Annotated in this window: 22 protein-coding genes; 8 read left to right on the top strand and 14 right to left on the bottom strand. The window is 66.5% G+C overall.

Features of this window, described 5'->3' with window-relative positions; translation table 11 throughout:
- The first annotated feature begins 29 nt into the window (after window positions 1-29).
- The 3 genes from KGR00_RS20575 (at window position 30) to KGR00_RS20565 (ending at window position 5163) form a co-directional block, all read left to right on the top strand.
- Window positions 30-2939, top strand: coding sequence for an EAL domain-containing protein (locus KGR00_RS20575; RefSeq protein ID WP_224419122.1), 2910 nt, complete (start codon window positions 30-32; stop codon window positions 2937-2939).
- Window positions 2940-3099: 160 nt separating this feature from the next.
- The gene (locus KGR00_RS20570) at window positions 3100-3873 is read left to right on the top strand and encodes a PEP-CTERM/exosortase system-associated acyltransferase (protein ID WP_162500829.1); all 774 of its coding nucleotides are present in this window, start codon (window positions 3100-3102) and stop codon (window positions 3871-3873) included.
- Between the two features lie 84 nt (window positions 3874-3957).
- Window positions 3958-5163 (top strand): EAL domain-containing response regulator, encoded by a 1206-nt coding sequence (locus KGR00_RS20565; protein ID WP_224419121.1) that lies wholly within the window; start codon window positions 3958-3960, stop codon window positions 5161-5163.
- 350 nt (window positions 5164-5513) lie between these two features.
- Here KGR00_RS20565 and KGR00_RS20560 read toward each other — a convergent pair whose 3' ends face one another.
- Window positions 5514-7706, bottom strand: coding sequence for an ATP-binding protein (locus KGR00_RS20560; RefSeq protein WP_224419120.1), 2193 nt, complete (start codon window positions 7704-7706; stop codon window positions 5514-5516).
- Between the two features lie 15 nt (window positions 7707-7721).
- The gene (locus tag KGR00_RS20555; RefSeq protein WP_129139319.1) at window positions 7722-8234 is read right to left on the bottom strand and encodes a molybdopterin-dependent oxidoreductase; all 513 of its coding nucleotides are present in this window, start codon (window positions 8232-8234) and stop codon (window positions 7722-7724) included.
- Between the two features lie 140 nt (window positions 8235-8374).
- On the opposite strand from KGR00_RS20555, the gene KGR00_RS20550 reads away from it, so the two are divergent.
- Both KGR00_RS20550 and KGR00_RS20545 read left to right on the top strand, forming a co-directional pair.
- Window positions 8375-9052 carry a response regulator transcription factor gene (locus tag KGR00_RS20550; protein ID WP_129139318.1) on the top strand — a complete coding sequence of 226 codons (678 nt, stop codon included), beginning with the start codon at window positions 8375-8377 and terminating at the stop codon, window positions 9050-9052.
- Between the two features lie 238 nt (window positions 9053-9290).
- On the top strand, window positions 9291-10043 hold the full coding sequence (locus tag KGR00_RS20545; protein ID WP_129139309.1) for a Crp/Fnr family transcriptional regulator: 753 nt from the start codon (window positions 9291-9293) through the stop codon (window positions 10041-10043).
- Window positions 10044-10076: 33 nt separating this feature from the next.
- Here the strand turns inward: KGR00_RS20545 and rmuC are convergent, their stop codons facing one another.
- The 4 genes from rmuC to KGR00_RS20525 all read right to left on the bottom strand — a co-directional run bounded on the left by rmuC (window position 10077) and on the right by KGR00_RS20525 (window position 13232).
- On the bottom strand, window positions 10077-11753 hold the full coding sequence (gene rmuC / locus KGR00_RS20540) for a DNA recombination protein RmuC (protein ID WP_224419119.1): 1677 nt from the start codon (window positions 11751-11753) through the stop codon (window positions 10077-10079).
- Between the two features lie 112 nt (window positions 11754-11865).
- Window positions 11866-12276 carry a DUF86 domain-containing protein gene (locus KGR00_RS20535; RefSeq protein WP_224419118.1) on the bottom strand — a complete coding sequence of 137 codons (411 nt, stop codon included), beginning with the start codon at window positions 12274-12276 and terminating at the stop codon, window positions 11866-11868.
- On the bottom strand, window positions 12266-12676 hold the full coding sequence (locus KGR00_RS20530; protein ID WP_224419117.1) for a nucleotidyltransferase domain-containing protein: 411 nt from the start codon (window positions 12674-12676) through the stop codon (window positions 12266-12268). The genes KGR00_RS20535 and KGR00_RS20530 overlap by 11 nt, the downstream gene beginning before the upstream one ends.
- 82 nt (window positions 12677-12758) lie before the next feature.
- Window positions 12759-13232 (bottom strand): GNAT family N-acetyltransferase, encoded by a 474-nt coding sequence (locus KGR00_RS20525; RefSeq protein WP_129139305.1) that lies wholly within the window; start codon window positions 13230-13232, stop codon window positions 12759-12761.
- A gap of 109 nt (window positions 13233-13341) precedes the next feature.
- Here KGR00_RS20525 and KGR00_RS20520 point away from each other — a divergent pair, with 109 nt between their 5' ends.
- Entirely contained in the window at window positions 13342-14862 is a 1521-nt protein-coding gene (locus KGR00_RS20520) for a sensor domain-containing diguanylate cyclase (RefSeq protein WP_224419116.1), read from the top strand.
- On the opposite strand, the gene KGR00_RS20515 is transcribed toward KGR00_RS20520, so the two are convergent.
- On the bottom strand, window positions 14848-15768 hold the full coding sequence (locus KGR00_RS20515; protein ID WP_224419115.1) for a DUF808 domain-containing protein: 921 nt from the start codon (window positions 15766-15768) through the stop codon (window positions 14848-14850). The two genes, KGR00_RS20520 and KGR00_RS20515, sit on opposite strands and share 15 nt — an antisense overlap.
- Window positions 15769-15942: 174 nt before the next feature.
- Between KGR00_RS20515 and KGR00_RS20510 the strand changes: the two genes are divergently transcribed.
- The gene (locus KGR00_RS20510) at window positions 15943-16902 is read left to right on the top strand and encodes an aldo/keto reductase (RefSeq protein WP_224419114.1); all 960 of its coding nucleotides are present in this window, start codon (window positions 15943-15945) and stop codon (window positions 16900-16902) included.
- Window positions 16903-17067: 165 nt separating this feature from the next.
- Here the strand turns inward: KGR00_RS20510 and KGR00_RS20505 are convergent, their stop codons facing one another.
- Together KGR00_RS20505 and KGR00_RS20500 are read right to left on the bottom strand one after the other, a co-directional pair.
- Entirely contained in the window at window positions 17068-17787 is a 720-nt protein-coding gene (locus KGR00_RS20505; RefSeq protein WP_224419113.1) for a glutathione S-transferase C-terminal domain-containing protein, read from the bottom strand.
- Window positions 17784-19034, bottom strand: a complete 1251-nt coding sequence (locus KGR00_RS20500) for a CoA transferase (RefSeq protein WP_224419112.1) — start codon at window positions 19032-19034, stop codon at window positions 17784-17786. Before KGR00_RS20500 ends, KGR00_RS20505 begins: the two co-directional genes overlap by 4 nt.
- Window positions 19035-19239: 205 nt before the next feature.
- Between KGR00_RS20500 and KGR00_RS20495 the strand changes: the two genes are divergently transcribed.
- Complete coding sequence (locus KGR00_RS20495) at window positions 19240-20442, top strand: MFS transporter (RefSeq protein WP_224419111.1); 1203 nt, start codon at window positions 19240-19242, stop codon at window positions 20440-20442.
- A 21-nt stretch (window positions 20443-20463) separates the two neighbouring features.
- Here the strand turns inward: KGR00_RS20495 and KGR00_RS20490 are convergent, their stop codons facing one another.
- Genes KGR00_RS20490 through KGR00_RS20470 form a run of 5 tightly spaced genes read right to left on the bottom strand, consistent with a single transcriptional unit; the run spans window position 20464 to window position 25926 of the window.
- On the bottom strand, window positions 20464-21426 hold the full coding sequence (locus tag KGR00_RS20490) for an oligopeptide/dipeptide ABC transporter ATP-binding protein (RefSeq protein WP_224415493.1): 963 nt from the start codon (window positions 21424-21426) through the stop codon (window positions 20464-20466).
- Window positions 21423-22445, bottom strand: coding sequence for an ABC transporter ATP-binding protein (locus KGR00_RS20485; protein WP_224419110.1), 1023 nt, complete (start codon window positions 22443-22445; stop codon window positions 21423-21425). The genes KGR00_RS20490 and KGR00_RS20485 overlap by 4 nt, the downstream gene beginning before the upstream one ends.
- On the bottom strand, window positions 22445-23326 hold the full coding sequence (locus KGR00_RS20480; protein ID WP_224415495.1) for an ABC transporter permease: 882 nt from the start codon (window positions 23324-23326) through the stop codon (window positions 22445-22447). The genes KGR00_RS20485 and KGR00_RS20480 overlap by 1 nt, the downstream gene beginning before the upstream one ends.
- A 52-nt stretch (window positions 23327-23378) precedes the next feature.
- Window positions 23379-24317: an ABC transporter permease gene (locus tag KGR00_RS20475; RefSeq protein WP_224415496.1), complete on the bottom strand. Its 939-nt coding sequence runs from the start codon at window positions 24315-24317 to the stop codon at window positions 23379-23381.
- Between the two features lie 10 nt (window positions 24318-24327).
- Window positions 24328-25926: an ABC transporter substrate-binding protein gene (locus KGR00_RS20470; RefSeq protein WP_224415497.1), complete on the bottom strand. Its 1599-nt coding sequence runs from the start codon at window positions 25924-25926 to the stop codon at window positions 24328-24330.
- Window positions 25927-26012: the final 86 nt, after the last annotated feature.

Raw genomic sequence — 26012 nt, 5'->3', positions numbered from 1 at the left:
CGACCAGCCAGCGAGGATTGCCCCGGACCATGCGACTGCCGAACGATAGCGACACGGAAAGGCCGCGGATCAGCCTGACCTGGCGGGCGATCGCCCTGACCAGCCTGCTGCTGCTGGGCATCGCCTCGGTATTCACGCTCATCAGTCACGACAGTCTCACCGAACAGTTTCACCAATCGCGCGAGTCCATCTACCAGTCACGCCAGCGCGAATTCCAGCAGGTGATCGCCCGGTCCAACGACACCCTGACTCAACTGGCCAGTCTCGCCGCCGCCTCGGACCGGCTGGGCGCGGCCGTGCGCGCCAACAGCCCGACCCGCGTCACCTTGGCCATCGACCCGGTCTGGCCGACGCTGCAGCTCGACGTCGGCGTCGACGAGATGCGCATATTCAACGACCGCGGTCAGGTACTCGCGGCCCGCGGCCAGCCGCTGCCCGGCGACACCCCCCCGTTCGATGGCTGGACCCGTCAGGTCATGCGCAAGGAGACACCGCTGAGCACCCTGCGCTGCCTGCAGGATTGCCGTCAGTACACCGTGGTGCCGGTGCTCGCGGGCGGAGCCAGCGTGGGTGTGGTGGTGCTGTCACGCTCGCTGGCCGATCTGACCCGTTACGCCCGGAGCATGGCCCAGTCCGACGTGGCGCTGCTGGTCGCCGAGCGCTATAGCGCCGGCCTGTCGAGCGCGGCGGTCACGCCACCGCCGACCACCGCTTCCGGGGTCCCCGGCGAACGCTACCTGGCCGCGTGGCGCGGCTCACTGATCACCCTGACCCACCAGGACCAGAATCTGCCGATCCTGCGCGACGCCGCGCGGCAGGCCCCGCTGTCGCGACTCACCGAAGGGCCGTGGAACTTCGCGCATCGCGGGCGTACCTACGAACTCGCGGCGGTGCCCATGAACGATTCCGCCGAATTCCCGAGCCGCGGCTACCTGCTGCTGATCTCCGACATCACCGAGCAAGTCGAGGCGATCCGTCGCGATACCCGCCATAGCCTGACGATCGCCCTGCTCGGCTGGCTGGCCGCCGAAGGGTTGCTGCTGCTGATCCTGTGGCGCCCCATGGCGCGCCTGCGCGATCTGGCGGTGCTGCTGCCCCGGCTCGCACAGCGCGACTTCGACGGCGTCCAGCGCTCGCTGGCGCGCGACAAGCGCCACTTCACCGACGAGATCGACACCCTGGAACGCACCACGCTCGAACTCGCCGGCCAGCTGGAATCCCTCGAACATGCCGTTTCCAGCCGCGACCAGGAGCTGACCCGGCGCCTCGCCGAGTTGAGCGTCGAGCGCGATTTCGTCAGCGGCCTGCTGGACACGGCCCGGGTGCTGATCCTCACCCAGGACGAGCAGGGGCGGATCACCCTGGTCAACCGCTTCACCGAAACGGTCACCGGCTACGACGCCGACGCCCTGATGGGCCGGCGTTTCGCCGAGTTGTTCCGCCACGAACACCACGGCCACGAGCGGCTGCCGCTGCCGCCCCAGGAGCACGCCTCGCAGGAGGAAGGCGAGCTGCTCACCGCCCGCCGGGAGTCACGGATCATCGCCTGGTATCACGCCCCGATCCCGGGACAGGGCCAGCACGCCGGCACCCTGATCTCGGTGGGGCTGGACATCACCGAACGCAAGCGGGCCGAGGAACGCCTGGCCTGGCTGGCCCATCGCGACCCGCTGACCGACCTCTACAACCGGCGTTTCTTCCAGGACGCCCTGGAACGCGCCCTGACCATCGACGCCCAGGGCGCGGTGCTGTTCCTCGACCTTGACCAGTTCAAGGAAGTCAACGAACTCAGCGGCCACAACGCCGGCGATCAGCTGCTGCGACTGGTGGCCCGGGCACTGGCCGGCGAACTGGAGGACGAAGCGATCATCGCCCGCCTGGGCGGCGACGAGTTCTCGATCCTGCTGGAGAACGCCGACGCCCACCTGGCCTGCCGGGTCGCCGAACGCATCGTCCGGGTCCTCGAGGAGATCGACTTCTCGACCAACGGCCGACGCCATCGTGCCGTGGCCAGCATCGGCATCGCCCTGTATCCCGAGCATGGCTCGAGCCAGATCGACCTGATGGCCGGCGCCGACCTGGCCATGTACAAGGCCAAGGAGAACAGCAGTCAACGCTGGCACCTGCTGTCGACGGTGGTGCACTCCCGCGAGGAGCTGCGTCAGCGCGTCTACTGGGTCGAACGGATTCGTCAGGCGCTGCGCGAGAACGACTTCGAACTGGTCCTGCAGCCGATCCGCCGACTTACCGACGACAGCATCCGCCACTACGAGGCCCTGCTGCGCATGCACGGCGACAACGGGGCCCTGGTGATGCCGGGGCTATTCATCCCCATCGCCGAACGCAGCGGCCAGATCGTCGAGCTCGACCGCTGGGTGCTGCGCGAGAGCCTGGGCCTGCTCGCGCGGTTGCAGCGCCATGGCGTGAGTCTGGCGGTCAATCTCTCCGGCCAGTCGCTGCACGACGCCAACCTCACCGAGTTCCTCGAACGCACGCTGGTCGAGTCCGGCGCCGATCCCCAGCGCCTGATCCTCGAGGTCACCGAGACCGCCGCCGTGACCGACTTCGCCACCGCCCGCGGCGTGTTGCAGGGGATCCGCGACCTGGGCTGCCAGACCGCCCTCGACGACTTCGGCGTCGGCTTCAGCAGCTTCCACTACCTGGGTCAGTTGCCCGCCGACTACATCAAGATCGACGGCTCGTTCATCCAGAAACTGCTCGACAGCCCCGAGGACCGGCTGATCGTCAAGGCGATCGCCGACATCGCCAACGGCTTCGGCAAGCGGACCATCGCCGAGTTCGTCGATCAGGCACGGATGCTGCCGTTGCTCGAGCAGTACGGCATCACCTACGCCCAGGGCTATTACATCGGCCGGCCGGTGCCGGCGAGCGAAGTCCTTGCCATCTGGCGCCGCCGTGGCGCCGACGAGCACGACTGAGACTCGACAAACGCGCATTCGCCTGCCGGCGCCGGGGGCGTAGAATGAACGCACGGTCGGGCCTTGATGAATTTCGTACAACGCCCAGGCCGCCACAGGCCCTTGCCAGGGATGACTCGACAAGGAGGCATCAGACCTCTCCGACCGAAGGGAATTGCCCGTGAACGCATTGACCCAGTTCGAGGCGGCCTTCGCCTTTCGCCTCGCCACCACCCCCGAAGCGCGCGACCGTGCCTACGCCCTGCGTCACAGCGTGTTCCGGCGCGAGCTCGACTACCAGATGAGCGAGGACCCGGCCAAGCGCCTGGAACACGACGATTACGACCGCGCTTCGCTGATCGTGCTCCTCGAGCATCGCGCCAGCGGCCTGGCCGCCGGCTGCATGCGTCTCGTTCACCCGCTCGAGGGGGCCTCGGCGACGCTGGCCCGGTTGCCGCTGGAAGTCCACTGCCGGGACAGCCTGACCCATCCCGAACTGCATCCCGAACGCCTGCCCCGCGGGCAGATCTGCGAGATCTCGCGACTCGCCGTCCCCCATTACTTTCGTCGTCAGCCGTCCGGCGACGCCCCGCCCACGCCCCCCGACTCGGATTACCGCTTCTCGGCGGACGAACGGCGTACCTTTCCGTTGATCGGGGTCGGTCTGTTCCTCGCCGCCACCGCCCTGGTGGGGCTGTCCGGGCATTATCATGTCTTCGCCATGATGCAGAATCGCCTGCCGCGGCTGCTGGCGATCTACGGCCTGCGCTTTACCTGCGTCGGCGAGCCGACCGTCTTCCACGGTCAGCGGCGCGCCTTCTACATCGATCAACGCGAGGCGGTGGCCAGCCTGCAACCCAGCCTGCATGAACTCTATCGCCACATCGAGGGCGAACTGGCCAGCCAGTACGCCAGAGCAGCGACGCGCGGCAGGGCCGAGACAAACGCAAACTAGTGTGACAAAGCGTGACGCGACGGTTTCCGGCACAGCCTCCTGCGCTAAGCTGGCGTCATCTTCGCTCAGGGAATCGCGCCGCTCATGTCACCATTGCCGCTTCACGCCGTCGACGGCGTACCACCGCCTCAGGGCGCCGCGACACGGGCGCTGATCGTCGATGACGATGTCGAGATCCGCCTTCTGATGCGCGCCCTGCTCGGCCGCCACGGGTATTGCGTCAAGGTCGCCAGCGGCCTCCAGGAGCTGGCCTGTCAGAGCGAGATGCTCGATACCGAGCTGATCTTTCTCGATGTCGACCTGGGGCCCTTCACCGGCCGGGACGTCATGCAATTCCTGCAGGACAAGCGGGCCACCGCCGGCGTGATCCTGGTCAGCAGCTGTTCGCTGGCCACCCTGGAACAGCTCGTCGAGGCCGGCCGGAGCGGCGGACTGAGGATGCTGGGTTACCTGCACAAACCCGTGCAGCCGGCCACCCTGCAGCGCCTGCTCGAGCAACGCCCGCTGCCGCCGCCCCCGCTCACCGTGGCCGAGTTCGACACCGCCCTGCGGCGCGACGAACTCTTCCTGAACTTCCAGCCCAAGCTGGAGCTGGCCAGCGGCCGGTTGACCGGCGTCGAGGCACTGCTTCGCTGGAACGCGCCGGGGCGGGGCATCGTCTACCCGGACGCCTTCATCCCGCTGGCCGAACGCAGTGGCCGTGGCGTTGCCCTGACCTGGCACGTGCTCGACCTGGCCTTTCGCCAGAAGGCACGCTGGGAAGCCGCCGGCCACCACTTCGGCCTGGCCGTCAATGTCCCGCCGGCATGGCTGCACGACGCCGACTGCCTGAGCGGCATCGATGCCCTGGCGGCGCGTCACGGCATCGCCCTGGACGGCGTCGAACTCGAAATCACCGAAAGCGGGGCGATGGAATGTCTGAGCTATGCCCGCCATGTCCTGGGCAGCCTGCGCGACCGGGGCTGCACTCTGTCGATGGACGATTTCGGCACCGGCTATTCGTCGATGGCCCAGCTCTACCGGCTGCCGTTCGACCAGATCAAGGTCGATCGCAGCTTCGTCGGCTGTAGCGACATCGACGCCGAGGCCGCCGCCATCACCCGGACCATCGTCGATCTCGGCCAGCGTCTGGGCCTGCGCGTGGTCGCCGAGGGCATCGAGACTCCCGCCCAGCACGAGCTGCTCACGGCCATGGGGTGTCCACTGGGCCAGGGCTACCTGTTCGGCCGACCGATGAATCCCGAGACCTTCGGCGACTGGCTGACCCGACATCCCCGCGCACCGCACTAAGGAAGCGCTGAATAAGAGCCCATTTCCAAACCCTCTGACGATGGGCGCCGGGGGTAGGGCAAAGCGAGGGTCCTTTGCCATGGATGGCAAAGGTAGCGCCCAGGGAGGGGTTCACAGCGCCCTCGCGTCGCCCTGCCGCCGGATAAGTCCACGTCGTCTAGCGGTTGTGAAAGGCGCTCTAAATTGGCGAGCGGTGTAAAGCACGAGGCGTACGGCGCACAGGAACCGGAGCCTATGGGGTATAGGTGAGGATTCCGACCGGGCTGGCGCACCAGCACCGCACAACGACGTGATTTGCCCGCGTAGCCATTTATGCAGTGTTTCCCTAACGCGGCGTCACCTGCCCGCCGTCAGGCGGGCAGCAGCCCCTCTTCCCGCAACGCCTCGCTGGTCGCCTCCTGGAGTCGCCGAAGCTCGGCGACACGCTGCGCCAGCGTCGCGAACGGCGTATCCGCGGCGATGCGCTCGAGCTCGGCGGCGGCCTGCGCCATGGCCGTGCAGCCCAGCGACGACGACGCCCCCTTGAGCGAATGCGCCTCGGCGGCAATACCCGCGCGATCCTCCGCCGCCAGCAACGTCTCGAAGCGACTCAGACGCGACGTCAGACGCTCGAGATAGGTCAACAGCAACCCCTCCAGTACGTCGGGTGCCAGCGCGTCGCGCAACTCGTCACGAGTCGCCGGATCGATCAGCGGAGGGCCGGCCGACGCCGCCGGCGCCTCCTCGCTGGCGACCGCCTCCCGCACCTCACCGGGCCCCTTCGCGACCCCCAGAAAGCGCCCCAGCAGGCGGCGCAGATCGGCCCGCGTAAAGGGTTTACAGATCATGTCGTCCATCCCCGCTTCCAGGCAGTGTTGGCGATCGGCCGGCATCACGTTGGCGGTGACCGCCACGATCGGCAGCCGGGTGCCGGTTTCCCGCGCACGCCAGCGGCGTGTGGTTTCCAAGCCATCGAGCCGCGGCATCTGGATGTCCATCAGCACGAGATCGTAGGGAGTCTGCGCCAGCGCCACCAGCGCCGCTTCCCCGTTATCGACGATATCGGCCGATTGCCCCAGATACTCCAGCATGGCCTGGGTGAGCGCCTGATTGACGGGGTTGTCCTCGACGATCAGCAGGTGATGACGCGACAACGCCGACGCCGGCTCACAGACCGTCTCATCGATCTCTCCCTCGGCGACCCGCGGCAGGGGCACGCGGAACCAGAACAGGCTGCCCAGGCCGGGATGACTATCGAGGCCGATCTCGCCGCCCATCGCCGTGACCAGCCGCTGACAGATGGCCAGCCCCAGGCCGGTGCCTTCGTGACGGCGGGCGATGGAACTGTCGACCTGCGAGAACGGCGCAAACAGGCGCGTCTGCATGGCCGGCTCGATCCCGCAGCCGGTGTCACGGATGTCGAAGCGGATGGCGCCGTCGTCGGGAAACACGCTCAGACGCACGAACCCGGCTTCGGTGAACTTGAAGGCGTTGTTGAGCAGATTCATGGCGATCTGGCGCAGACGGTTGACGTCCCCGCTCACCCAGTCGGGCAGGGCCGCGTCGATATCGCATTCGAAGCGCAACCCGGTGGCCTTCTCGCGGGTGCGATAGCCGGCACAGAGCTGATCGAGGAAGGCCGACAACGAGAACGGCCGCCGATCCAGATCCAGCGAACCGGCCTCGATCTTGGTGAAGTCGAGCACGTCGTTGATCACCACCTGCAGGCCCATGGCGCTGTCACGCAGCGTCTGCAGCAGGTCGTGCCCGCGCGGCCCGCTCACCTCGCCATCCAGCAGGTCGGCAACGCCCACCACACCATTGAGCGGCGTGCGAATCTCGTGGCTCATCACCGCCATGAACTCCGACTTGGCACGGCTGGCCTCCTCGGCCCGTTCCCGCGCCGCCTCGAGTTCCCGGGTGCGCACCTCGAGCTGCTCGGTCTTGAACTGGCGCTCCCTGGCCTGGCGCAGCAGGGACACCACCAGCACCCCGCCGGACCCCATCATCAACAGCACCATCGCGAGGACGACGGCGTAGAGGCGCAGCAGTAACTGGCGTTCCTCGACACGCAGCGAGGCCACGTAGCCATGCGTATTGACCAGGGTGGTCCCGACATCCTCCTGGAGCGCCTGAAACTTGGCCTCCAGGCGCTGGCGGAAGGCCGGCGTGAGCGACAACTCACCGTCGCCCAGCGCCCGGAAATCCGCCTCCATGTCATGAATCGCCGTCAGGGCCTTGACCAGTGGCTGGCGAATCGCGGGAATCGCCGCCATGCTTCGCGCGATCTCGCCGCGACTGAACAGCTGCCCCCGACTGTAGAGAATCTCGTAGCGGGTCAGCAGCTCGTCGAGATCGCCGTCCTGGGTATGACTCAAGGTCAGGCGCAGTTCGCGCACTTCGCGATCGAACTGATAGACCGCCCAGACCAGATCCTCGAGCAGGCGGTTCTCCACCGCCTGCTGACGCTGGTAGACCACGCCGCCGGTGATCATGGCCGAGAGAAAGAACAGGATCACCGCGAAGCTGGTGATCCGGAAGCGCAGCGACATCAGGTGGAGCATGGCAGGGTATCCGGCTTATTCGATATCGATCTGTGTGACCTGCCAGACCGAGCGTGTCATCACCGTCTCGTTGAGCAGTTCCGGCGCCTCGTCGAAGGGATAGATCACGAACAGCGGCCCCTGATCGCGGATCCGCAGTCGCCGGCCGTCGGCCGACATGGCGAGGATCACGTCATGCTCGTAGAAATCGGCCATCGGCACGGTCGCGGCGTAGTCGTTGAGCGCGGTCACTCGCATCCGCGTCCCCTGCGCGCCGACGGCCTCGAGCACGGCGCGCCCCAAGGGGCCGCTGAACACCACCCGACCATCGTGCCAGGGCGTGTGCGTGGCGGTGTCGCGCTGGGTCAGCGCCAGCAGCATCTGCCGGTCGAAGCGTGCCTCGTTACCCACGTTGGTGTTGGCAATATTCCCGGTGACGGTGAGCAACACCGGGCCCTGCGGCGCCTCGAGAGCGAGTGCACGCCCCCCCAGAACCGCCAGCAATGCCATACTGACGGTAAACAGGTGCTTCACGAACTGGACTGACATGTTTCAGGCCCTCCTGATGACCTGGGTCAGTATATCGGCGGAAGCGTCGTCTCCAGCACGGCCAACTGTGAAGCTTTGTGACAAGGCTGCCGATAAGACAAAGAGCCCCCATCGACAAACGTACAACGGAGCAAGCAGGCATGCGTATCGGCGTTCTCGAAGACGACAAGGATCAATGCGATTTCATACGCCAGTGCCTCGCCGACGAGCGGGTCGAGACCTACCTGCGTGCCAGCGAGATGCACCGCGCCCTGCTCGCTCGGGGCTTCGACCTGTTGATCCTCGACTGGTACCTGCCGGATGCCTCGGGCCTGGACGTGATGACCCAGTTGCGCCGTCACCACGGCTGGAACGGGCCGATCCTCTTCATTACCGCCAGCGACGGCGAGGACGACGTGGTGCTGGCGCTCGAACACGGCGCCGACGACTTCCTGCCCAAGCCCCTGCGCCCCTCCGAGCTGCGGGCCCGGGTCGCCGCCCTGGCACGCCGTGCCGGCATCCAGGCGGCGGCAAGCGACGACAACATCGGCGCCTACCATCTCGACCACCAGCGCCATCGCATTCAACTGGGCGAGGCGGAGATCCCCCTCACCGACCGCGAATTCCGGCTGGCCAGCGTGTTCTTCAGTCGTCTCGGTCAACTCTTCTCGCGGGGGCAGCTGCTGGAACTGGTCTGGGGCATCAGCGCCGACGTCTCGACGCGTACCGTCGACACCCACGTCAGTCGGCTGCGCAACAAGCTCGAACTCGACGGTCGCCACGGCCTGCGCCTGAAGAGCGTCTATCAGCATGGGTACCGGCTGGAATCCCAGGGGTGACGATTCGCCGGGTTTCCCTGCTGACGGCGTCGCTGTGCTTGGTACGACCCGAAAAAATTAACTATCCTTCGGTTTCCGATGATATCGCCACGGTAACTTTCCCTTGACCGCCTCAGGCACAGGAGACATTTGCGGGTCTTGCGGCCCGGGACACGCGCCTCATCGCATGCGTCGTGTCAGCGAACGACCAGCCGACCCTTACCGCTCCACTGTCGCCCCATCCTAGAAGGCGGTTTCCATGCCCCGTATCCAAAGCTGCATCCTGGCCAACCTGAATCACTATTTCAGGCTGGGTGACGACGACCAGCGTCTTCTGCGTGATCTCGAGAAGGATCCGGCCCAAATGCGCAGCGGTCAGCCCCTGTGGACGGCCGACAGCCCGGTCGATCAGCTCTATATCATCCAAAGCGGTTGGGCCTACAGCTTTCGCGACAATCCCGACGGGGGCCGACAGGTGGTCGACATCCTGTTGCCGGGCGATGTCGCCGGTTTGCGTGAACTGACCTTCGCGACGCATATCTCCGAGGCACGCATGATCACCGAAGGGGTGGTTTACCCGTTCCCGCATCACCGAATTCTCGACATCATGGAAAATTCGACCCCGCTGTCGATGGCGCTGCTCGCCGCGTTCGCCCGGCAGGAAGCGATCCTCACCGAGCGTCTGTTGCTGATTTCACAGCGCAGCGCGCGTGCCCGGATCGCCCACTTCATCATCGAGACCCATACCCGCCTGAATCGGGTGCAGCCCACGGACCTGAGCGGCTTCTACCTGCCGCTCTCGCAGAAATTGCTCGGGGAACTGCTCGGCCTGACCTCGGTCCACGTATCCCGGTCGCTGTCCGACATGACGCGTGACGGCTTGCTCACCAAGGCGCGTCACCACATCGAAGTTCACGATCGCGACCGGCTGTTCGAGGAGGCCGACTTCGACGACCGCTATCTGAGCTCGGCCATGAGCGGGCTGCATGCCCGGGTCGAGGACACCGCCTGAACGCGCCGCTGCCAGTCCCGACTCGACGGCGTCTCAGACGTCCGAGCGGCTGACGGCCGGGTTCGCCGGATCGCCGGACGGCGCATCGCTGGTCCCCGCTGCGCCGTGGTGGTCGAGTTCCAGGTGGGCACGCTCGACCAGCTCGGCGGGCAGCTCCTTCTTGACCGCCACGCCCAGGTCCTTGAACTCGGCGGTCTGCTTGATCAGGTTGCCCTTGCCGCTGACCAGCTGATTCATCGCCCGGTCGTAGCTCACGCGTGCACCATCGAGCTTCTTGCCGACGTCCTCCATGCTGTTCAGGAAGGTGGCCAGCTTGGCATAGAAGCGTTCGGCGCGGTTGGCGAGTTCGGCGGTGTGCTTGTTCTGATCCTCGAAGCGCCACAACTGACGAACGATGTTGAGACTGGTGAGCAGCGTGGTCGGCGTGGCGACCAGCACGTTGTTCTCGATGGCCCGCTGGTAGAGACCGTCGTCGAACTTGAGTGCCTCCACATAGGCCGACTCCACCGGCACGAACATGATCACCACTTCCGGCGAATTGAGCCCCGGCAGGTCGTAGTAATGACGGTCGGCCAGCTCGTTGATGCGCTCGCGCACCGCCCGGCAGTGCTCGGCCAGCGCCTGGCGGCGTTCGGTGTCGTCGTCGGCGTTGACGTAGCGCGTGTAGGCGGCCAGCGAGGTCTTGGCATCGATCACCAGATGCTTGCCCTGGGGCAGATGGACGATGGCATCCGGTCGCTTGCGGCCCTCTTCGGTAGTGAAGCTCGCCTCGCGCTGGTAGTCGACGCCCCGACGCAGGCCGGCGCCGTCGAGGACGTTCTCGAGCATCAGCTCGCCCCAGTTGCCCTGGATCTTCTTCTGCCCCTGCAGGGCGTTGGTCAGCCGGTCGGCCTGGTCAGTTATCGCGCGGTTGAGTTCCTGCAGGTGCCTGAGCTCGGTACGCAACTGCACGCGCTGCTCGCTCTCCTGCTGATGAATCGACTCGACCTTCTCGCGAAAGCCTTTCATCTCGTTGTGGATCGGCTGCAGAAGACCGCTGATGCGCTCCTGGGAGAGCGCCGAGAAGGCCTTGCCCTTGCGCTCGAGAATCTCGTTGGCGAGATTCTCGAACTCCTGCTTGAGCGCTTCGCGACTCTGGCGCAGCAGGTCGAGCTGTTCGTCGAAGTGCCTCTGCTTCTGCTCGAGAGTGGTGGCGAGTTCGCCGTAGGCCGTCTTCAGCTCGGCGAGCTCGCCGGCGAGTTCGCCGCTGCGGGCCTTCTCGGCCTCCCACCACTGGCGATGATCGGCCAGCGAGCGGCGCGTCTCGTCGCGCTGGGTGGTGGCGGACTGCAGCGTCTCGCGTAGCCCGGCGGTGCGCTCCTGGGCCTCCTCGAGCACCGCGGCCTGCTCGGCGAGCCGCGCTTCCAGGCGCTGGCGTTCGGTGTCACGCTCACGAAGGCGCTCCTCGAAGCCGGCCCGCAGCTCGTCCTGGTGTCGGCGCAGCCCGGCGAGCTCGGTCTCGACGCGCGCCCGGGCGATGTCGGCCTGGGACAGCGATGCCTGGGCGGCCTCGGCCTGACGCGCCTGCTCGGCCAGCCGCGACTCCAGGTCGGTCTGAATCGTGCGCAATGCTGCCACCCGACGTGCGCCACGCCAGGCGGCCAGGCTCCAGCCGGCGATGAAGGCCGTCAGGGCGGCCGCTACGGCCAGGGGAATCGGGTCGAGAATCATCGGGGCTCACTCACCAGGCATCGTCATCCGCGCATGGTAGCGCGACACGGGATCGACACGAAGACGCTACCGGAAGCGTGAACACTGAAAGACCGAGTGAGAGTGCTACAGCTCACGCCAGCCGAACCATCCGGCTGGCGAAGTTCAGCAGGTCATCCGTGTAGTTCTGGATGATCGCGATGACGATGGGGACCTGCACGGCCTGATAGTCATGCACGGCGATGTTGCGAAAGCCGGTCATGCGCTTCATGACACCGGCCAGTTCGGGGTCGATCAGCTGCGCTTTCGCCAGCAGATCGAATATCTCCCGGGCACTCTGAGGCAGGCCGAGGCGGTGGGTTCGAATCAGTCGATTGCCGGCGTCGAGTGCCGCCTCGCAGGCGCGCTGAAGATTCAGGATGGCGGCGTCCTGACGCGTCTGATCGGTCTCGAAGGAGTCCGGCCCCTTGGCATATTCTTCCCGGGCACGCGCCACACAGCGCTCGATGGTCGCGGCCTTGTTGAGAAGCACGTCATCGGCCATGAATGCTGCCTCGCTGCTGGATGTCGTCGAGCAGGTCATGGCGCAGGATGGCCAGGTCCCAGTACTCGCTGAGTGCGGTCAATTCGAATTCGTCGGCCTCCGTGCCACCACTCCACAACCGGCGTCCGTGTTCGACGACCTGATGTTGCATGACGGTACTGGCGCACCGCAGGTCGACCAGATCGACGTCCCGATTCAGCAGCTCGGCGACACGCTCGGCCAGCTCCCAACGCTGATACGCACCCAGCGGCGCGGGCAGTAGTATTGCCAGATCGACATCACTGGAAGTCTCGTGCTGCCCGCTGGCCTGACTGCCGAACAGATAGACGGCCTGCAACGCCGGCAAGCATTCGCGCAGGATGTTCACGCATCGCGTCAGACGACTGGCTGATGGACTCATGAAGGTTTCCGATGGACCGGGCAAATCTGCACTCTAGGAGGCCCCCGCCGCGCTGACAATATCGGCGACGCTTGCTGCGGGCCTACGGCCACTCGCGCACCATGATCGTCACCGTCTCGCCCCGGTAATCGACGCTCTCGACATCGCGCCAGCCCAGCCGCCGGTAGAGCGCCTGCTGGTCCGGCGTGTAGAGGTAGAAGCGTTCGAGCCCGGCTTCCCGGGCCTCGCACTCGACGCGGCGGACCAGCGCCGAGGCGATGCCACGGCCGCGCCACTCGGGCAGCACGAACACCGAGGCCAGCCACGGTGTCAGCTCGGGTCGGCTGCTCATGTCGTCGACGATCAGGCTCGCCGTGCCCAGCGGTGTCTCGCCGCTCATGGCCACGAACACCGACGGCACCCCGGCCTCGCCACACTCGTCGCGCGTCTCGGCAAGCCGGTCGGCAAAGTCGAGTGCCGGGTTGAGATGACCCCAGGTGTCGTGGGTCCAGCGCGTCACGGTATCGAGATGCGGCGAATCGGGGGGCAGACGCTCGAGCGTCCAGTCCTGCGGCATGGCACGTTTTCCTCATGGCATCAAGGCGAAGGTATGACGACTCGCCGATTGGCAAGCCCCACACGGCGCCTTAGACTTTCAGAATCGATAATAAACAACAATGCCCCTCATGCTCCACGACTCAGCCGGTCCCCTCGATACCGTCGCGCTGCTCGATGCCCTGAACCAGGGCGGTCGGGCACTGGCCGAGGCGAGCCGTTTCACCGACGGCGTCAAGCGCCTGCTCGCGCACATCGGCCAGGCCACCGGCGGCAGCCGGGTGTGGATCTTCCAGCTGATCGACTTTCAGGAAGAGGCGATCATCCAGGACTATGTCTTCGAGTGGGCCGCCGCGGCACGCTATCGCCAGCTGACCCAGCGACGCTTCCGCTTCTTCTCCACCCTGTTCGACGACCCCGAGTTCATGCGCCTGGTCAACCAGCGCCGCCTGGGCCAGCGCCAGAGCACCATCACCCACCGCCTGGCGCCGGGATCACTGCGCGCCAACCTCGAAAGTCAGTCGATCCTGTCGATGGCCACGGTGCCCATCCTGGTCAACGGCCGCTGGTGGGGCACGCTGGGGATCGACGACTGCGAGCGCGCCATCGACTGGGAGGGGCCGGGGCTCGATACCCTGGCCATCGCCGCCGAGTTGATCGCCGCCGGCCTCTCTCGCCAGCAGCTCTCCAGCCGCTCCTCGCAGGTCGAGCTGTTCCACAAGGTCACCGACTGCGGCGTCTGGGAAGTGGACCTGACCTCGGGCGACTTCTGGTGTTCCCAGGGACTGCGTCGCCTGCTCGGCTACCCGGACAGCTACCCGCACGTGCCGCTGCGCCGGGTGCTGGTCCGCCTCGTCGGCGAGGATCGCGAGCGACTGTTCGCGAGTCTGCGCCAGGCACTGCACGACGGGATCGCCTACTGGCGCCAAGACGCTCGGGTACGCATCGCCGACGGCCGCACGCGCTGGAGCGAGGTGGTCGCCGACATCACCTACGATACCTGCGGGCGGCCGCTGGGCATCGCCGGCCTGCTGATCGACATCAGCCGGCACAAGCTCCGCGAGCAGCAGGCACTGATCGCCTCCCATCACGATGCGCTGACCGACCTGCTCAACCGGCGCGGCCTGGAACAGCACTTCGCGGCGCTCCCCCGGCCCGTGCCGGGAAGCGGGGATGGCCCAGCCGAGGCCCACCTCCTGCTGCTCGACCTCGACTACTTCAAGCGAGTCAACGACCGTCATGGCCACCCCGTCGGCGATGCCCTGCTGTGCCTGGTGGCCCGGCGCATCCAGGGGACCCTGCGACACGAGGATGCCTTCGCCCGCATCGGTGGCGAAGAGTTCGCGATCCTAACCACCGCGATGGCTCCGAACCAGGCGCTCGAACTGGCCGAGCGAATCCGCCGCGCGGTCGCCGACGAGCCGTTCAGCGTGGCCCCGGGAGAGAACAGCGACCGGGTGACCCTGAGTGTCTCGCTGAGTATCGGCCTGACGCGCGTCCCGCCGCTCGACGATGTCCACGAGCGTCAGGCCGTCGCCCTGGCCCGCGCCGACCGCGCGCTCTACATCGCCAAGCACCGCGGGCGCAACCAGGTCGAGGTCGACGACGAAGCGCCGGTTACCGTGAATGAGGCGCGTTCAGCCGGCACGTAGCCGCTGCACGGCCGCGACGACGCCCAGCGCCACCGCTCCCACCACCAGGCCGATCACCAGGTTGAGCAGCGACGGACCGAGCCCGTGGATCAGGGCATCGAGCCCGGGCACGCCGACATCGGCCTCGGCGGCACCTTCGACGAGATGATGCAGCAGCGGCACTCCATGGCTGAGAATGCCGCCGCCGACCAGGAACATCGCCAGGGTGCCGACCACCGATAGCCCCTTCATCAGCCAGGGGGCACCCGCCAGCAGCCCACGGCCCAGCGTGGCCGCCGCACCGCGGCGGCGACTGAGGTAGAGCCCCAGATCGTCGAGCTTGACGATCCCCGCGACCAGCCCGTAGACGCCCAGCGTCATCAGCACGCCGATCCCCACCAGCACCGCGATCTGCTGGGTCAGGGTCGCCCCGGCCACGCTGCCCAGGGTGATGACGATGATCTCCGCGGAGAGGATGAAGTCGGTGCGAATCGCGCCCTTGATACGGTCGCGCTCGAAGGCGCGCATGTCGGTCTCGGCGTCGGCCATCGCCGCGAGCCGCCGACGGTGTTCCTCGGCATCGTCGGCACGATGCAGGAACTTGTGAGCGAGCTTTTCGACGCCTTCGTAGCACAGGTAGGCACCACCGAGCATCAACAGCAGCGTCACCGCCCAGGGCACGATGGCGCTGATCAGCAGTGCCGCGGGGATCAGGATCAGCTTGTTGCGCAGCGAGCCCACCGCCACCGCCCAGACCACCGGCAGCTCGCGGTCGGCGTTGACGCCGGTAACCTGCTGGGCGTTGAGGGCGAGATCGTCGCCGAGCACCCCGGCGGTCTTCTTCGCCGCCACCTTGGTCATCAGCGAGACGTCGTCGAGCAGGGTGGCGATATCGTCGATCAGGGTAAGCAGACTGCTGCCGGCCACGGGGGCACCTCCCACAGGGTTTCGCGCCAGCTTACCGGCTGACGACGCCCGCTGTCGCGGCCTCTGCACCGCAAATCGAGAGCCACGGGAACCGACAGCGCGCCCGGCGGTCGACTACGCTGTTGGCGACACATTCGTTTAGCCGGCTCACGGCGATGACACAAGGAGTTGGTCATGGAACTACGCCCCCTCGGCAACAGCGGTCTGGAAACCGCGCCGCTGATCTTCGGCGGCAACGTCTTCGGCTGGACACTCGACGAGCGCGAGTCGTTCGCGATGATCGATGCCTGGCTGGATGCCGGCTTCAATGCCATCGACACCGCCGATGTCTATTCGCGCTGGGTCGACGGCCACGACGGCGGCGAATCCGAGAGCGTGCTGGGCCGCTACTTCAAGGCCCGTGGCAACCGCGACAGGGTGCTGCTGGCGACCAAGGTCGGCAAGCCGATGGGCGACGGCGAACAGGGCCTGTCGAAGGAGTACATCATGCGCGCCGTCGAGGCCTCGCTGACGCGTCTGCAGACCGACGTGATCGACCTCTACCAGTCCCACGACGACGATACCGACACCCCGCTCGAGGAGACCCTGGAGGCCTATCAGCGGCTCATCGAACAGGGCAAGGTCCGCGCCATCGGCGCCTCGAACTACCCCGCGCGGCGTCTCGACGAAGCGCTGTCGGTCGCCGAGCAAAACGACCTGCCGCGCTACGAGACCCTGCAGCCCTTCTACAACCTCTACGATCGCAGCGACTACGAGTCCCGGCTGGCACCGCTGTGCGAGAAACGCAGCGTCGGCGTGATTCCCTACTTCTCGCTGGCCAGCGGCTTTCTCACCGGCAAGTACCGCAGCCGCGAAGACGCCCGTGGCAAGCCCCGCGAGGCCTTCCTCGACAAGTACTTCGACGAGCGCGGCATGCAGATTCTCGCGGCCCTGGACGAGGTCGCCGAGCGCCTCGACACCACCCCGGCGAGCGTCTCGCTGGCCTGGCTGATGACCCGCCCCGCGGTCACCGCGCCGATCGCCAGCGCCACGTCGCAGCGCCAGCTGGATGCCATGATCGCCGCCACCCGGCTGACGCTGGATGACAACGCGCTCAAGACGCTCGACGAGGCCAGCGATCCCTTTCAGGCTTAGAGTTTCCTTAACACACAACCCGGCAGACCAAGCAGGCTCCCGGGACAAGGCTTCGCGAGGGCGCTGTGAACCCTTCCGTGGGCGCTACCTTTGCCATCCATGGCAAAGGACCCTCGCTTCGCCTTGCCCCGGCGCCCAGCATCACCGGGGTTTGGAATTGAGTTCTTAATCGCCCTGACTGGCTGACCCGCCACCACCGCGCTGGTTGAAGAGAATGCGCCGCTCTGCCTCGTCGGGCGGCGCCTGGCGACGGTACTCCTTGCCCAGATCGACCCCGCGCTGCACCGCGGGTCGCGCCTTGATCGCCTGGCGCCAGCGCGCGACGTTGGGAAACTCGTCGAGCGGCTGGCCCAGCGGCTTGGCGATCAGCACCCACGGCCAGGCGGCCATGTCGGCGATGGTGTAGTCGTCGCCGAGCAGATAATCGCGCCCCGCCAGGCGCCGTTCGAGCACCCCCAGGCAGCGGTGATACTCGTTGGCGTAGCGTTCGTGGGCGTACGGATGATCGCCCGGCGCGTAGTTGACGAAATGGCTCAGTTGCCCGGCCATCGGCCCCAGATTGGCGACCTGCCAGAACAGCCACTCTTGCAGTTCCTTGCGCCCGCGTGCCCCGTTGAGCAGGAAGCGCCCGCTCTTTTCGGCCAGGTGCAGCAGGATCGCCCCGGACTCGAAAATCGGCAGTGGCCCGTTGTCGTCGGCATCGGCGGCATCATGGTCGACGATCGCCGGCATGCGGTTGTTGGGGCTGATGGCCAGGAAGTCGTCGCTGAACTGCTCGCCCTTGCCGATGTTGACCGGAATCGTGCGGTAATCCAGCCCGCACTCCTCGAGCATGATGGCCACCTTCCAGCCGTTGGGGGTGGGCCAGTAGTAGAAGTCGATCATGGGTCACCGTCCCTGGAAGTATCCGTCGAATTGCCCGACGCGGCCGAGGCGTCGGGCCCGAAGGCGCCGTCGGCGGCCAGGCGGTCGAGCGTGGCCGCATTGTAGCCGCACTCGCCGAGCACCGTGCGGGTGTCCTCGCCCAGCGCCGGGGCGCCCCGCCAGGCCTCGGGCGCGTCGACGTCGCCCTCGCCGAAGCGCGCCGCCGGACGCGCCTGACGCAACCGGCCCGCCTGGGGATGGTCGTATTCGCGGACGATGGCGTTGGCGGTGACCTGCGGGTGCTCGAGCACCTCGTGGCGGGTCAGCACCGGCGCGCAGGGCACGCCCTCGGCCTGGAGTCGCTGCAACCAGTGCTCGCTGGTCGTGGTGCGGATCACCGACTGGGTCAGCTCGAGACGGGCATCGATGTTGTCCTGGCGCAGCGCGGCGGTGGCAAAGCGCGGATCGTCGCGCCACTCGGGACGCTCCAGCGCCCGGGTCAGCGCCGCCCATTCGCGGTCGCTCTGCACCGCCAGGGTGATGTAGCCGTCCTCGGTTTCGTAGATCAGGTCCTGAAAGCTCGCCGCCGCCTGCTGGGGGAGCTCGCCGCGCACGAAGGTCTGGCTGCCCATGTCCGAGGCCCACAGGAAGGCGATCACCGAATCGAGCATCGACAGGCGCACGTGCTGGGCCTCGCCGGTGCGCTCGCGGGCGAACAGGGCGGCACTGATCGCCTGGGCAGCGTTCACCCCGGTGAGCTTGTCGGGCAGGATGGTGCGCACCAGTTGCGGGCGCCGCTCGTCGCTGCCGGCCTGCACCGTGGCCAGCCCCGAGAGCCCCTGGACCAGCGGATCGTAGACCGGGTACTGGGCGTAGGGCCCGGCCTCGCCGAAGCCGCTGATCGAGACGTAGACGATCGACGGCGCGATCTCGCGCACCCGCGTCTCGTCGAAGCCCATGCGCTCGATCACCCCGGGGCGAAAGTTCTGCACGAAGACATCGGCGCGCTCGATCAGCCGGGTGAGCGCCGCCCGCCCGCCGGGATGCTTGAGATCCAGCGCCACCGAACGCTTGTTGCGGTTGTTGTTGAGATACGACGCCGCGAAGCCGTGCCGGCGGTTGGACGCCGAGCGCGTGAAATCGCCCCCGTGGGGGTTCTCCACCTTGATCACCTCGGCACCCTGATCGGCGAGCATCATGGTCGCCAGCGGCCCCGAGACCATCGCGGTGAGATCGATGATGCGAATGCCCGACAATGGACCGGTCATCGCTGTTCTCCTTTCCCTGGATAACGCGTGATCGTTCCAAGGTATCAGAAGATCGCGACGACGCGAGCCCAGCGGCGACCGACGGACCGCCGAGCGAGCGTCACCACGGCGTCTGGCGCGGCGACCGACCATTCGGTCAGACATGCCTCGGTCGTCACGCCGGTCGATGATAGACTGTCGCCCCTTTGTCTGGAGGCGATCCGCCGTGTCGCAAGCTTCGCTCTCGTCCCGCTCTTCGCTGCCGGCCTGGCTGTGGCTGCTGGCCTTCGGGCTGGCGGCGATCAACCTGCGTGCGCCGATCGTGGTCATCGGCCCGGTGCTCGAGCCGATCATGGCGACGCTGTCGATCGGCGCCGGCGTGGCCAGCCTGTTCACCACCGGGATGATTCTCTGCTTCGGCCTGCTCTCGCCGCTGGCGCCCGGGCTCGCCGACCGGGTCGGCCTCGACCGGGCGATCGCCTGCGCGATCAGCCTGATCGCCATCGGCGGCGTGTTTCGCGGCGTCGAGAGCGTGGCGATCATGCTGCTGGGCACGCTGTGCGCCGGGCTGGGCATCGCGCTGGGCAACGTGCTGATGCCGAGCCTGGTCAAGCGCGACCGGGGCGACCGCCTGGGCCGCACCATGGGGCTCTACACGGTGATGATGGGCGTGGGCGCGACGATCAGTGCCGGCACCGCGATTCCCCTGATGCAGCTGTCGGGCAGCTGGTCGCTGCCGATCTGGCTGTGGGCGGCGTTCGGGATCGTCTCGGCGATCATCTGGTGGCGTCTGGCGTTGCGCCTGGGCCCCGAGGCCGGCACGGACAGCCATCGACCGTCGATGACCCGACTGTTCAAGAATCCCGTCGCCTGGACCCTGACACTGTTCATGGGCGCCCAGTCACTGAGCTTCTATACCCTGCAGACCTGGGTCCCGGCGGTCGCCAGCGAAGCCGGCGTCCCCCAGGCGACCGCAGGGCTCATGCTGTCGATGATCAACCTCACCAGCATTCCCGCCAGCTACTTCATCGCCCGGCTGTCCTCGCGGCTGTCACGCCACAGCCTGCTGGTGCTGGGACTGTGCACGCTGATCGCCATCGCCCTGCTGGGCTTGCTGCTGGCACCCACCGCCGCCCCGATCGGCTGGGCGCTGATGCTGGGCGCCGGCCAGGGCGGTTGCTTCAGCTTCGCGCTGACCATGATCGTGCTGCGCACGCGCCACCCCCAGCATGCCGCCATGCTTTCGGGCATGTCGCAGAGCGTCGGCTACCTGATGGCCGCCAGCGGCCCGCTGCTGTTCGGCGCCCTGCACGAACTGAACGGCGACTGGCAGCTCTCGCTGGTGTTCCTGCTGGTGCTGCTCGCCGGCCAGAGCGTGGCCGGGATGCTGATCGGCCGGCCGAAGATGGTCAGGCTCGCCGACGAGTGACCCGCCAAGAAGCAGGCTTTTTCAGCTCGATAGCGGATAACGGCAAGCATGGGCCCGCTCGGGCTCGTGCGTCCAGTCCGGCACGATCACGGCACAGTCGTCGCGCGCATACGGGCAGCGGCCATGAAACTCGCACCCCGACGGCCGGCGGACGGGGCTTGGCATCTCACCCGATAGCTCGATCCGGCCGTGTCTGGCATCCGGGTCCGGCGACGGATTGGCGGAGAGCAGCGCCTCGGTATAGGGGTGGCGTGGATGTTCGAAAATCGCCTGCGTGGCGCCCTGCTCGACGAAACGACCGAGATACATCACGGCCACCTCGTCGGTGATATGACGCACCAGATTGAGATTGTGCGTGATGATGACGATCGCCACCTGGGTGCGTTGCTGGATATCGTTGAGCAGGTTGAGTATCTCGCCCTGGACCGACATGTCCAGACCGGCGGTGGGCTCGTCACAGATCAGCAGCTTCGGGTCCAGTGCCAGCGCCCGGGCCACGCCGACCCGGCGTGCCTGCCCCCCGGAGAGCTGGTGCGCATAACGTGCGCCCAATGCCCTCGGTAGCCCCACCATCTTCAGCAGTCGATCGGCCTCGTCGCGCCCGCCGGGGCGCCCCTGGATACGCAGCGGCTCCGTGATCAGACTGGCCACGCTGAGCCGCGGTGACAGCGAGCCGATCGGATCCTGCCACATCATGGCGATATCGCGACGCAAGCGTTTCCACTCGCGGCGACCGGCGCGGACGATCTCACGCCCGTCGTAACGAATGCTGCCACGCGCGGCCTGGAGCCCGATCAGGCTGCGCGCCACGCTGGACTTACCCGAGCCACTCTCGCCGACGATACCCAGGGTGCGCCCCGCGTCGAGAGAAAAAGAGACATCCGCCACCGCGGAAAAGCGTGAAGCCTCGCGCTTGAACAGCGCGCGCAGCACGCCATAGCGACGGTAATCGATACGCAGATGTTCGACGTCTAGCAGACTCATGGCGAAGGCTCCTCGGATGCCACTCGGAAGCAACGGGCGACCTGCTCGCCCTGGACCGGGTAGATGTCCGGAGAGCGCTGCCGGCAGCGGTCGAAAACCTGCGGGCAGCGCGCCTGGAAAATACAGCCCTGCGGCACCTGGCGCAGATCGGGCAGTTCGCCGGGGATGGTCGGCAGTACCCGCGTGGCCTCGCGGATACTCGCCGGATCACACGCCAACAGCGCCTGGGTATAGGGGTGGGCAGGGGTGCGAAAGACCGTCTCCACACTGCCCGTTTCGACCACCTCACCGGCATACATCACCGCCACGTCGTCGCACAGCTCAGCCACCGTGCCCAGATGATGCGACACGAAGACCACCGAACAGCCATGCTTCTGCTGCAGCTCGCGCAGCAGATGAATCACCTGCACTTCGAGGGTGGCATCCAATGCCGTGGTCGGCTCGTCGGCGATCAGCAGCTCCGGCCGGGTCAACAGCGCCATGGCGATGCAGACCCGCTGACGCATGCCGCCGGAGAGCTCGTGTGGATAGCTATCCAGCCGCGACGCGGGGTCGGGGATGCGCACCTGTTCGAGGAATTCCAGCGCGCGCGAACGCTTCTGCACGCGTGACGTGCGATCGCGATACTGGATGTCGATCAACTGTTGACCGATCGTGCGCACGGGATTGAGCGAAGTCATCGGGTCCTGAAAGATCATCGCGATGCGTCTGCCCCGCAGCGCTTGCCAGTGGGACTCCGACAGTCCGGCGAGATCCTGCTCGCCAAACCGGATCGCCCCGCCGCAGATGCGGGCATTGGTGTCGAGCAGCCCGATGAGGCTATAGGCCAGGGACGACTTGCCGCAGCCCGACTCACCGACCAGCCCGAGGATGCGTCCCGGCATCACGCTCAGCGAGATATGCCTCAGCGCGTGGATCGGCCCGCTGGCGGTATCGAAGTCCACCGACAGGGCGTCGATCTGCATCAGCGGCGTGCCAGGCGTCGCGCTCGAAGACGCGTGCGAAATCGAAGCAGACATCAGTTGGCCTTTTGCAGTCGAGGATCGAAGATGTCGCGCAACGCCTCACCCAGGAAGGTGAAGCCCAGGGTGACCAGCACGATCGGCACCGAGCCGGCAACCACCGGCCATGGCGAGTTGCGAATGAAGTTGTAGCCATCGTTGAGAATCACGCCCCACGACGGGGTCGGCGGGCGCACCCCCATGCCCAGGAAACTCAACCCGGCCTCGGTGGCGATCACCAGCGGTACGTCCATGCTGGCCAGGATCAACAGCGGCCCGAGTACGTTGGGCAGCACGTGAATACCCAGCAGGCGCGGCAGGCTGGCGCCCATGGCACGTTCGGCTAGCACGAATTCGGCGCTGCGCAACGACTGTGCCTGGGTGCGGATGATGCGCGCATAGATCGGCACCGAGGTGATCGCCACCACCAGGACCACGGTGAACAGGCTCGGGCCGACCAGGGTGACCACCGCCAGCCCGAAGACGATGACGGGGAACGAGCGAATGGCATCGAAAATCAGCAGCAGCAGATTGTCCAGCCAGCGCGGCCCCAACCCGGCGAGCAGCCCCAGCGCCACGCCCAGCGTCAGCGCCGCGGAGAGCGCCGCGGCGGCCACCAGCATGGCGACACGCCCCCCCGCCAGCACGCGGCTGAACAGATCGCGCCCCAGATTGTCCGTACCCAGCCAGTGCGCCGACGACGGCGGCGCCAGAGGCGGCCCGGTCATGATCGCCGTCGGATCGTAGGGCGACAGCCAGGGCGCGAAAATCGCCGCCAGCACGATCAGTGTGACCAGCACGAAGCCGAGCATCCCGGTGCGCTCGCCACGCAGACCGCGCAGAAAGCGGCTCAGCCATGATGGCGGCGGCATGAAGGGCGCTGTGGTTGTTGATGTCATGCGCGAAACCTCCTGTTGTTATCGTGGTCGGCGCGGCGCGTCGTGCGCCGGCTCAGAGCGCGTCGCGCTGACGCGGGTCGAGCAGTGCCACGACCAGATCCGAGACCAGCGTCGCCAACACGATGATGACGGTCGTCACCAGCACCGCCCCAAGCACGATCGGATAGTTGCGCTCGTTGACCGAGGAGACGATCAGCGCGCCGATGCCCGGTCGCGCGAAGATGACCTCGACAAACACCGCCGCCGAAAACAGATGCACGACGCCGGTGCCGAGCAGTGTCACCGCCGGTTGCACCGCGATACGCAGGATGTAGCTCCGCACGATGCGCGCCTGCGTCAGACCAAAAGCACGCCCCATGCGCACGTGCGGCGCACTCATGACCTCGAGCATCGAGGCACGCACCATGCGTGCCACATAGCCGACCCAGGAGATGCCGATGGCGAACGCCGGCAGGATGAGATGCACCAGGCCGTCGACGCCCCCCTCGCCGGCACCGATGGCAGGCAGCCAGCCCAGCCCCACGGCAAAGATCAGCACCGCGTAGAGCGACATGACGAAGGCGGGAATGGAGAGCGTCCCCACCGAGACGATACCGGCCAAGGTATCCAGCCAGGTGCCCGCCCGCAGTGCCGAGTAGCAGCCGAGCAGAATGCCCAGCGCCGCCGACCAAGCGATCGAGACAGCGATCAACACCAGCGTATAGGGCAACTGCCCGAAGACGATGTCGCCGACCGCACGTCCGGTGAATACATCCGTACCCAGGTCGCCGCGCAGCACCCGGCCGAAGAAGTCGAGGACCTGTATCGGCAGCGGTTGATCCAGCCCCATCTCGGCGCGTGTCTGCGCGATCAGTTCGGGCGTGGCGCGCGGGCCGAGAATCATCGTCGCCGGGTCGCCAGGCACCACGTGCAGCATCACGATCAACAGCGACATCGCCACCGCGACGATCAGTGCCGAGAGCAGCAGCCGCTGAAAGGCGTAAGTGATCATCGCCGGCGACCTATACCGTGCCGCCGAAGCGCGGCAGCAGCGGCTGACCGTCGGGGCGCAGCGCCGGCTTCAAGCTGTCTCTGTACATCACCGGATTGGCTTCGTGGGTCAGGAAGCGGTAGGCACCCGAGGCCTCCATCAGATCCTGCATCTTGCGATAGAGCGCGTCGCGTTTATCGACGTCGGTCTCCTTCAGGGCCTGCTGGTGCAGCTTGTCGAATTCGGCGTTGGAGAAACGCTCCCAGTTCCAGACCCCGACCTGATCCGAGACGAACCAGCTGGTGGCATAGTAGGGATCGGGCAGCATCGAGAAGCGATTGAGGATCAGTTGCAGGTTCTTCCAGCGATCGCCCTCGCTCTCCATGCCCAGGGTCCAGAACGACCCGGAGTCCTGAACGTTGATCTGCGTTTGAATACCGATCTTCGCCAATTGCGCCTGAATGACCTGCGCCATGGTGGTCCACTTGGTGGCATTGAGCGTATCGATGGTCAGTGGCTGCTTCGGCGGTCCTCCCGCCGCTTCGAGATATGCCCGCGCCTTGTCCAGATCGCCCTCGGCCGGAATCGGGTCTTGCTCGCGATGTCCCGGCAGCCCCGGCGCGACCAGTCCAGTGGCGGGCAGGGCCTCGCCGAAATACGCCGCATAGACGACCTGCTTGACATTGATCGCGTACTGAATCGCCTTGCGCAGGTTGATATCGCTCAGCGCCGGGTTGTCGAGGTTCATGCCCAGCCAGACGTAGTAGAGCGAGGGATACTTGGTGACGATGGTGTGCGCCGGCGGCGACTGACGGTACTGCGCCAGCGAGGACAGCGTAATGCGGGTGAAGTCGAGATCCCCCGCTTCATAGGCGCGCTCGGCCGTCTTGGTATCGTCCATCGGCAGAATGCGAATCTCGTCGAATCCGGGGGCGGCCCCGTGCCAGTCGGGGTTGCGCGTCAGCTTCACATACTGATTGGGCTTCCACTCGGCCAGCACATAGGCGCCGGAGAAGACGGGCGGTTGCATACCGAAGTTGCCGCCATCGGCCGTCGCCTCCATGACCGCCTTCCGGGAGACGATATGGCCCGCGCCGTAGGGCAGCGCGATGGTCCAGATGGGCTGGAACGGCTCCTTGAGCACGATCACCCCTTCATAGCGGCCGGTCACCTCGACATGATCGAGAGGCCCCCAGTCACCCTTGACCGGGCTGTCGTGGGCGAGAATACGCTCGAAGGAGAACTTGACGTCGTCGGCAGTGATCTCGCCGTAGCCGCCGGTGAACTGCAACCCTTGTTTCAGCCGAAAATGGATATGCGTGTCATCGACCTGCTCGATCGCCTCGGCCGCCTCGAGCTCCCACTCCCACTCGCGGCCCGCCTTGTAGCGGATGAGCTTGGTGTAGATGCAGTTCATCACATCCACGTTGTAGGCATTCTGGTAGAAGGCCGGATCGAGCGCATCGATGTCGGCATAGGCACTGACACGCAGGGTCTGACCGCTCTGCGCCCAGATACGCGACCCGAGCGGCATCGTCGCCGCAAAGGCACACAGCGACGCGGAACCTTTGAGAAAGGCGCGACGCCCGATAGCGGACGAGGGGGCAGAGATATCGTTTGTCTTTGTCATGATCGAGCGTTCCTATAAAACCCAATTGTTGTCGAAGAACCAGGATTGGGATCCAGTCTGGTTCGTCTACAGCCAGCGAAACAATT

Source organism: Modicisalibacter sp. MOD 31.J, from assembly GCF_020147985.1.
Classification (GTDB): Bacteria; Pseudomonadota; Gammaproteobacteria; order Pseudomonadales; family Halomonadaceae; genus Modicisalibacter; species Modicisalibacter coralii.
The sequence above is the reverse complement of the archived record's forward strand: the minus strand, read 5'-3'. Positions and strand labels throughout refer to the sequence as shown.

What these genes read in the sequence shown, in the direction of transcription:
- rmuC (WP_224419119.1), bottom strand. Translation starts at nt 11,753, where the DNA reads ATGATTCTCGACCCGATTCCCCTGGCCGTAGCGGCCGCCCTGACGGCC.
- KGR00_RS20475 (WP_224415496.1), bottom strand. Translation starts at nt 24,317, where the DNA reads ATGATCACTTACGCCTTTCAGCGGCTGCTGCTCTCGGCACTGATCGTC.
- KGR00_RS20480 (WP_224415495.1), bottom strand. Translation starts at nt 23,326, where the DNA reads ATGACATCAACAACCACAGCGCCCTTCATGCCGCCGCCATCATGGCTG.
- KGR00_RS20470 (WP_224415497.1), bottom strand. Translation starts at nt 25,926, where the DNA reads ATGACAAAGACAAACGATATCTCTGCCCCCTCGTCCGCTATCGGGCGT.
- KGR00_RS20555 (WP_129139319.1), bottom strand. Translation starts at nt 8,234, where the DNA reads ATGTCAGTCCAGTTCGTGAAGCACCTGTTTACCGTCAGTATGGCATTG.
- KGR00_RS20500 (WP_224419112.1), bottom strand. Translation starts at nt 19,034, where the DNA reads ATGACCGGTCCATTGTCGGGCATTCGCATCATCGATCTCACCGCGATG.
- KGR00_RS20565 (WP_224419121.1), top strand. Translation starts at nt 3,958, where the DNA reads ATGTCACCATTGCCGCTTCACGCCGTCGACGGCGTACCACCGCCTCAG.
- KGR00_RS20530 (WP_224419117.1), bottom strand. Translation starts at nt 12,676, where the DNA reads ATGAGTCCATCAGCCAGTCGTCTGACGCGATGCGTGAACATCCTGCGC.
- KGR00_RS20485 (WP_224419110.1), bottom strand. Translation starts at nt 22,445, where the DNA reads ATGTCTGCTTCGATTTCGCACGCGTCTTCGAGCGCGACGCCTGGCACG.
- KGR00_RS20575 (WP_224419122.1), top strand. Translation starts at nt 30, where the DNA reads ATGCGACTGCCGAACGATAGCGACACGGAAAGGCCGCGGATCAGCCTG.
- KGR00_RS20545 (WP_129139309.1), top strand. Translation starts at nt 9,291, where the DNA reads ATGCCCCGTATCCAAAGCTGCATCCTGGCCAACCTGAATCACTATTTC.
- KGR00_RS20510 (WP_224419114.1), top strand. Translation starts at nt 15,943, where the DNA reads ATGGAACTACGCCCCCTCGGCAACAGCGGTCTGGAAACCGCGCCGCTG.
- KGR00_RS20520 (WP_224419116.1), top strand. Translation starts at nt 13,342, where the DNA reads ATGCTCCACGACTCAGCCGGTCCCCTCGATACCGTCGCGCTGCTCGAT.
- KGR00_RS20550 (WP_129139318.1), top strand. Translation starts at nt 8,375, where the DNA reads ATGCGTATCGGCGTTCTCGAAGACGACAAGGATCAATGCGATTTCATA.
- KGR00_RS20560 (WP_224419120.1), bottom strand. Translation starts at nt 7,706, where the DNA reads ATGCTCCACCTGATGTCGCTGCGCTTCCGGATCACCAGCTTCGCGGTG.
- KGR00_RS20505 (WP_224419113.1), bottom strand. Translation starts at nt 17,787, where the DNA reads ATGATCGACTTCTACTACTGGCCCACCCCCAACGGCTGGAAGGTGGCC.
- KGR00_RS20525 (WP_129139305.1), bottom strand. Translation starts at nt 13,232, where the DNA reads ATGCCGCAGGACTGGACGCTCGAGCGTCTGCCCCCCGATTCGCCGCAT.
- KGR00_RS20490 (WP_224415493.1), bottom strand. Translation starts at nt 21,426, where the DNA reads ATGAGTCTGCTAGACGTCGAACATCTGCGTATCGATTACCGTCGCTAT.
- KGR00_RS20535 (WP_224419118.1), bottom strand. Translation starts at nt 12,276, where the DNA reads ATGGCCGATGACGTGCTTCTCAACAAGGCCGCGACCATCGAGCGCTGT.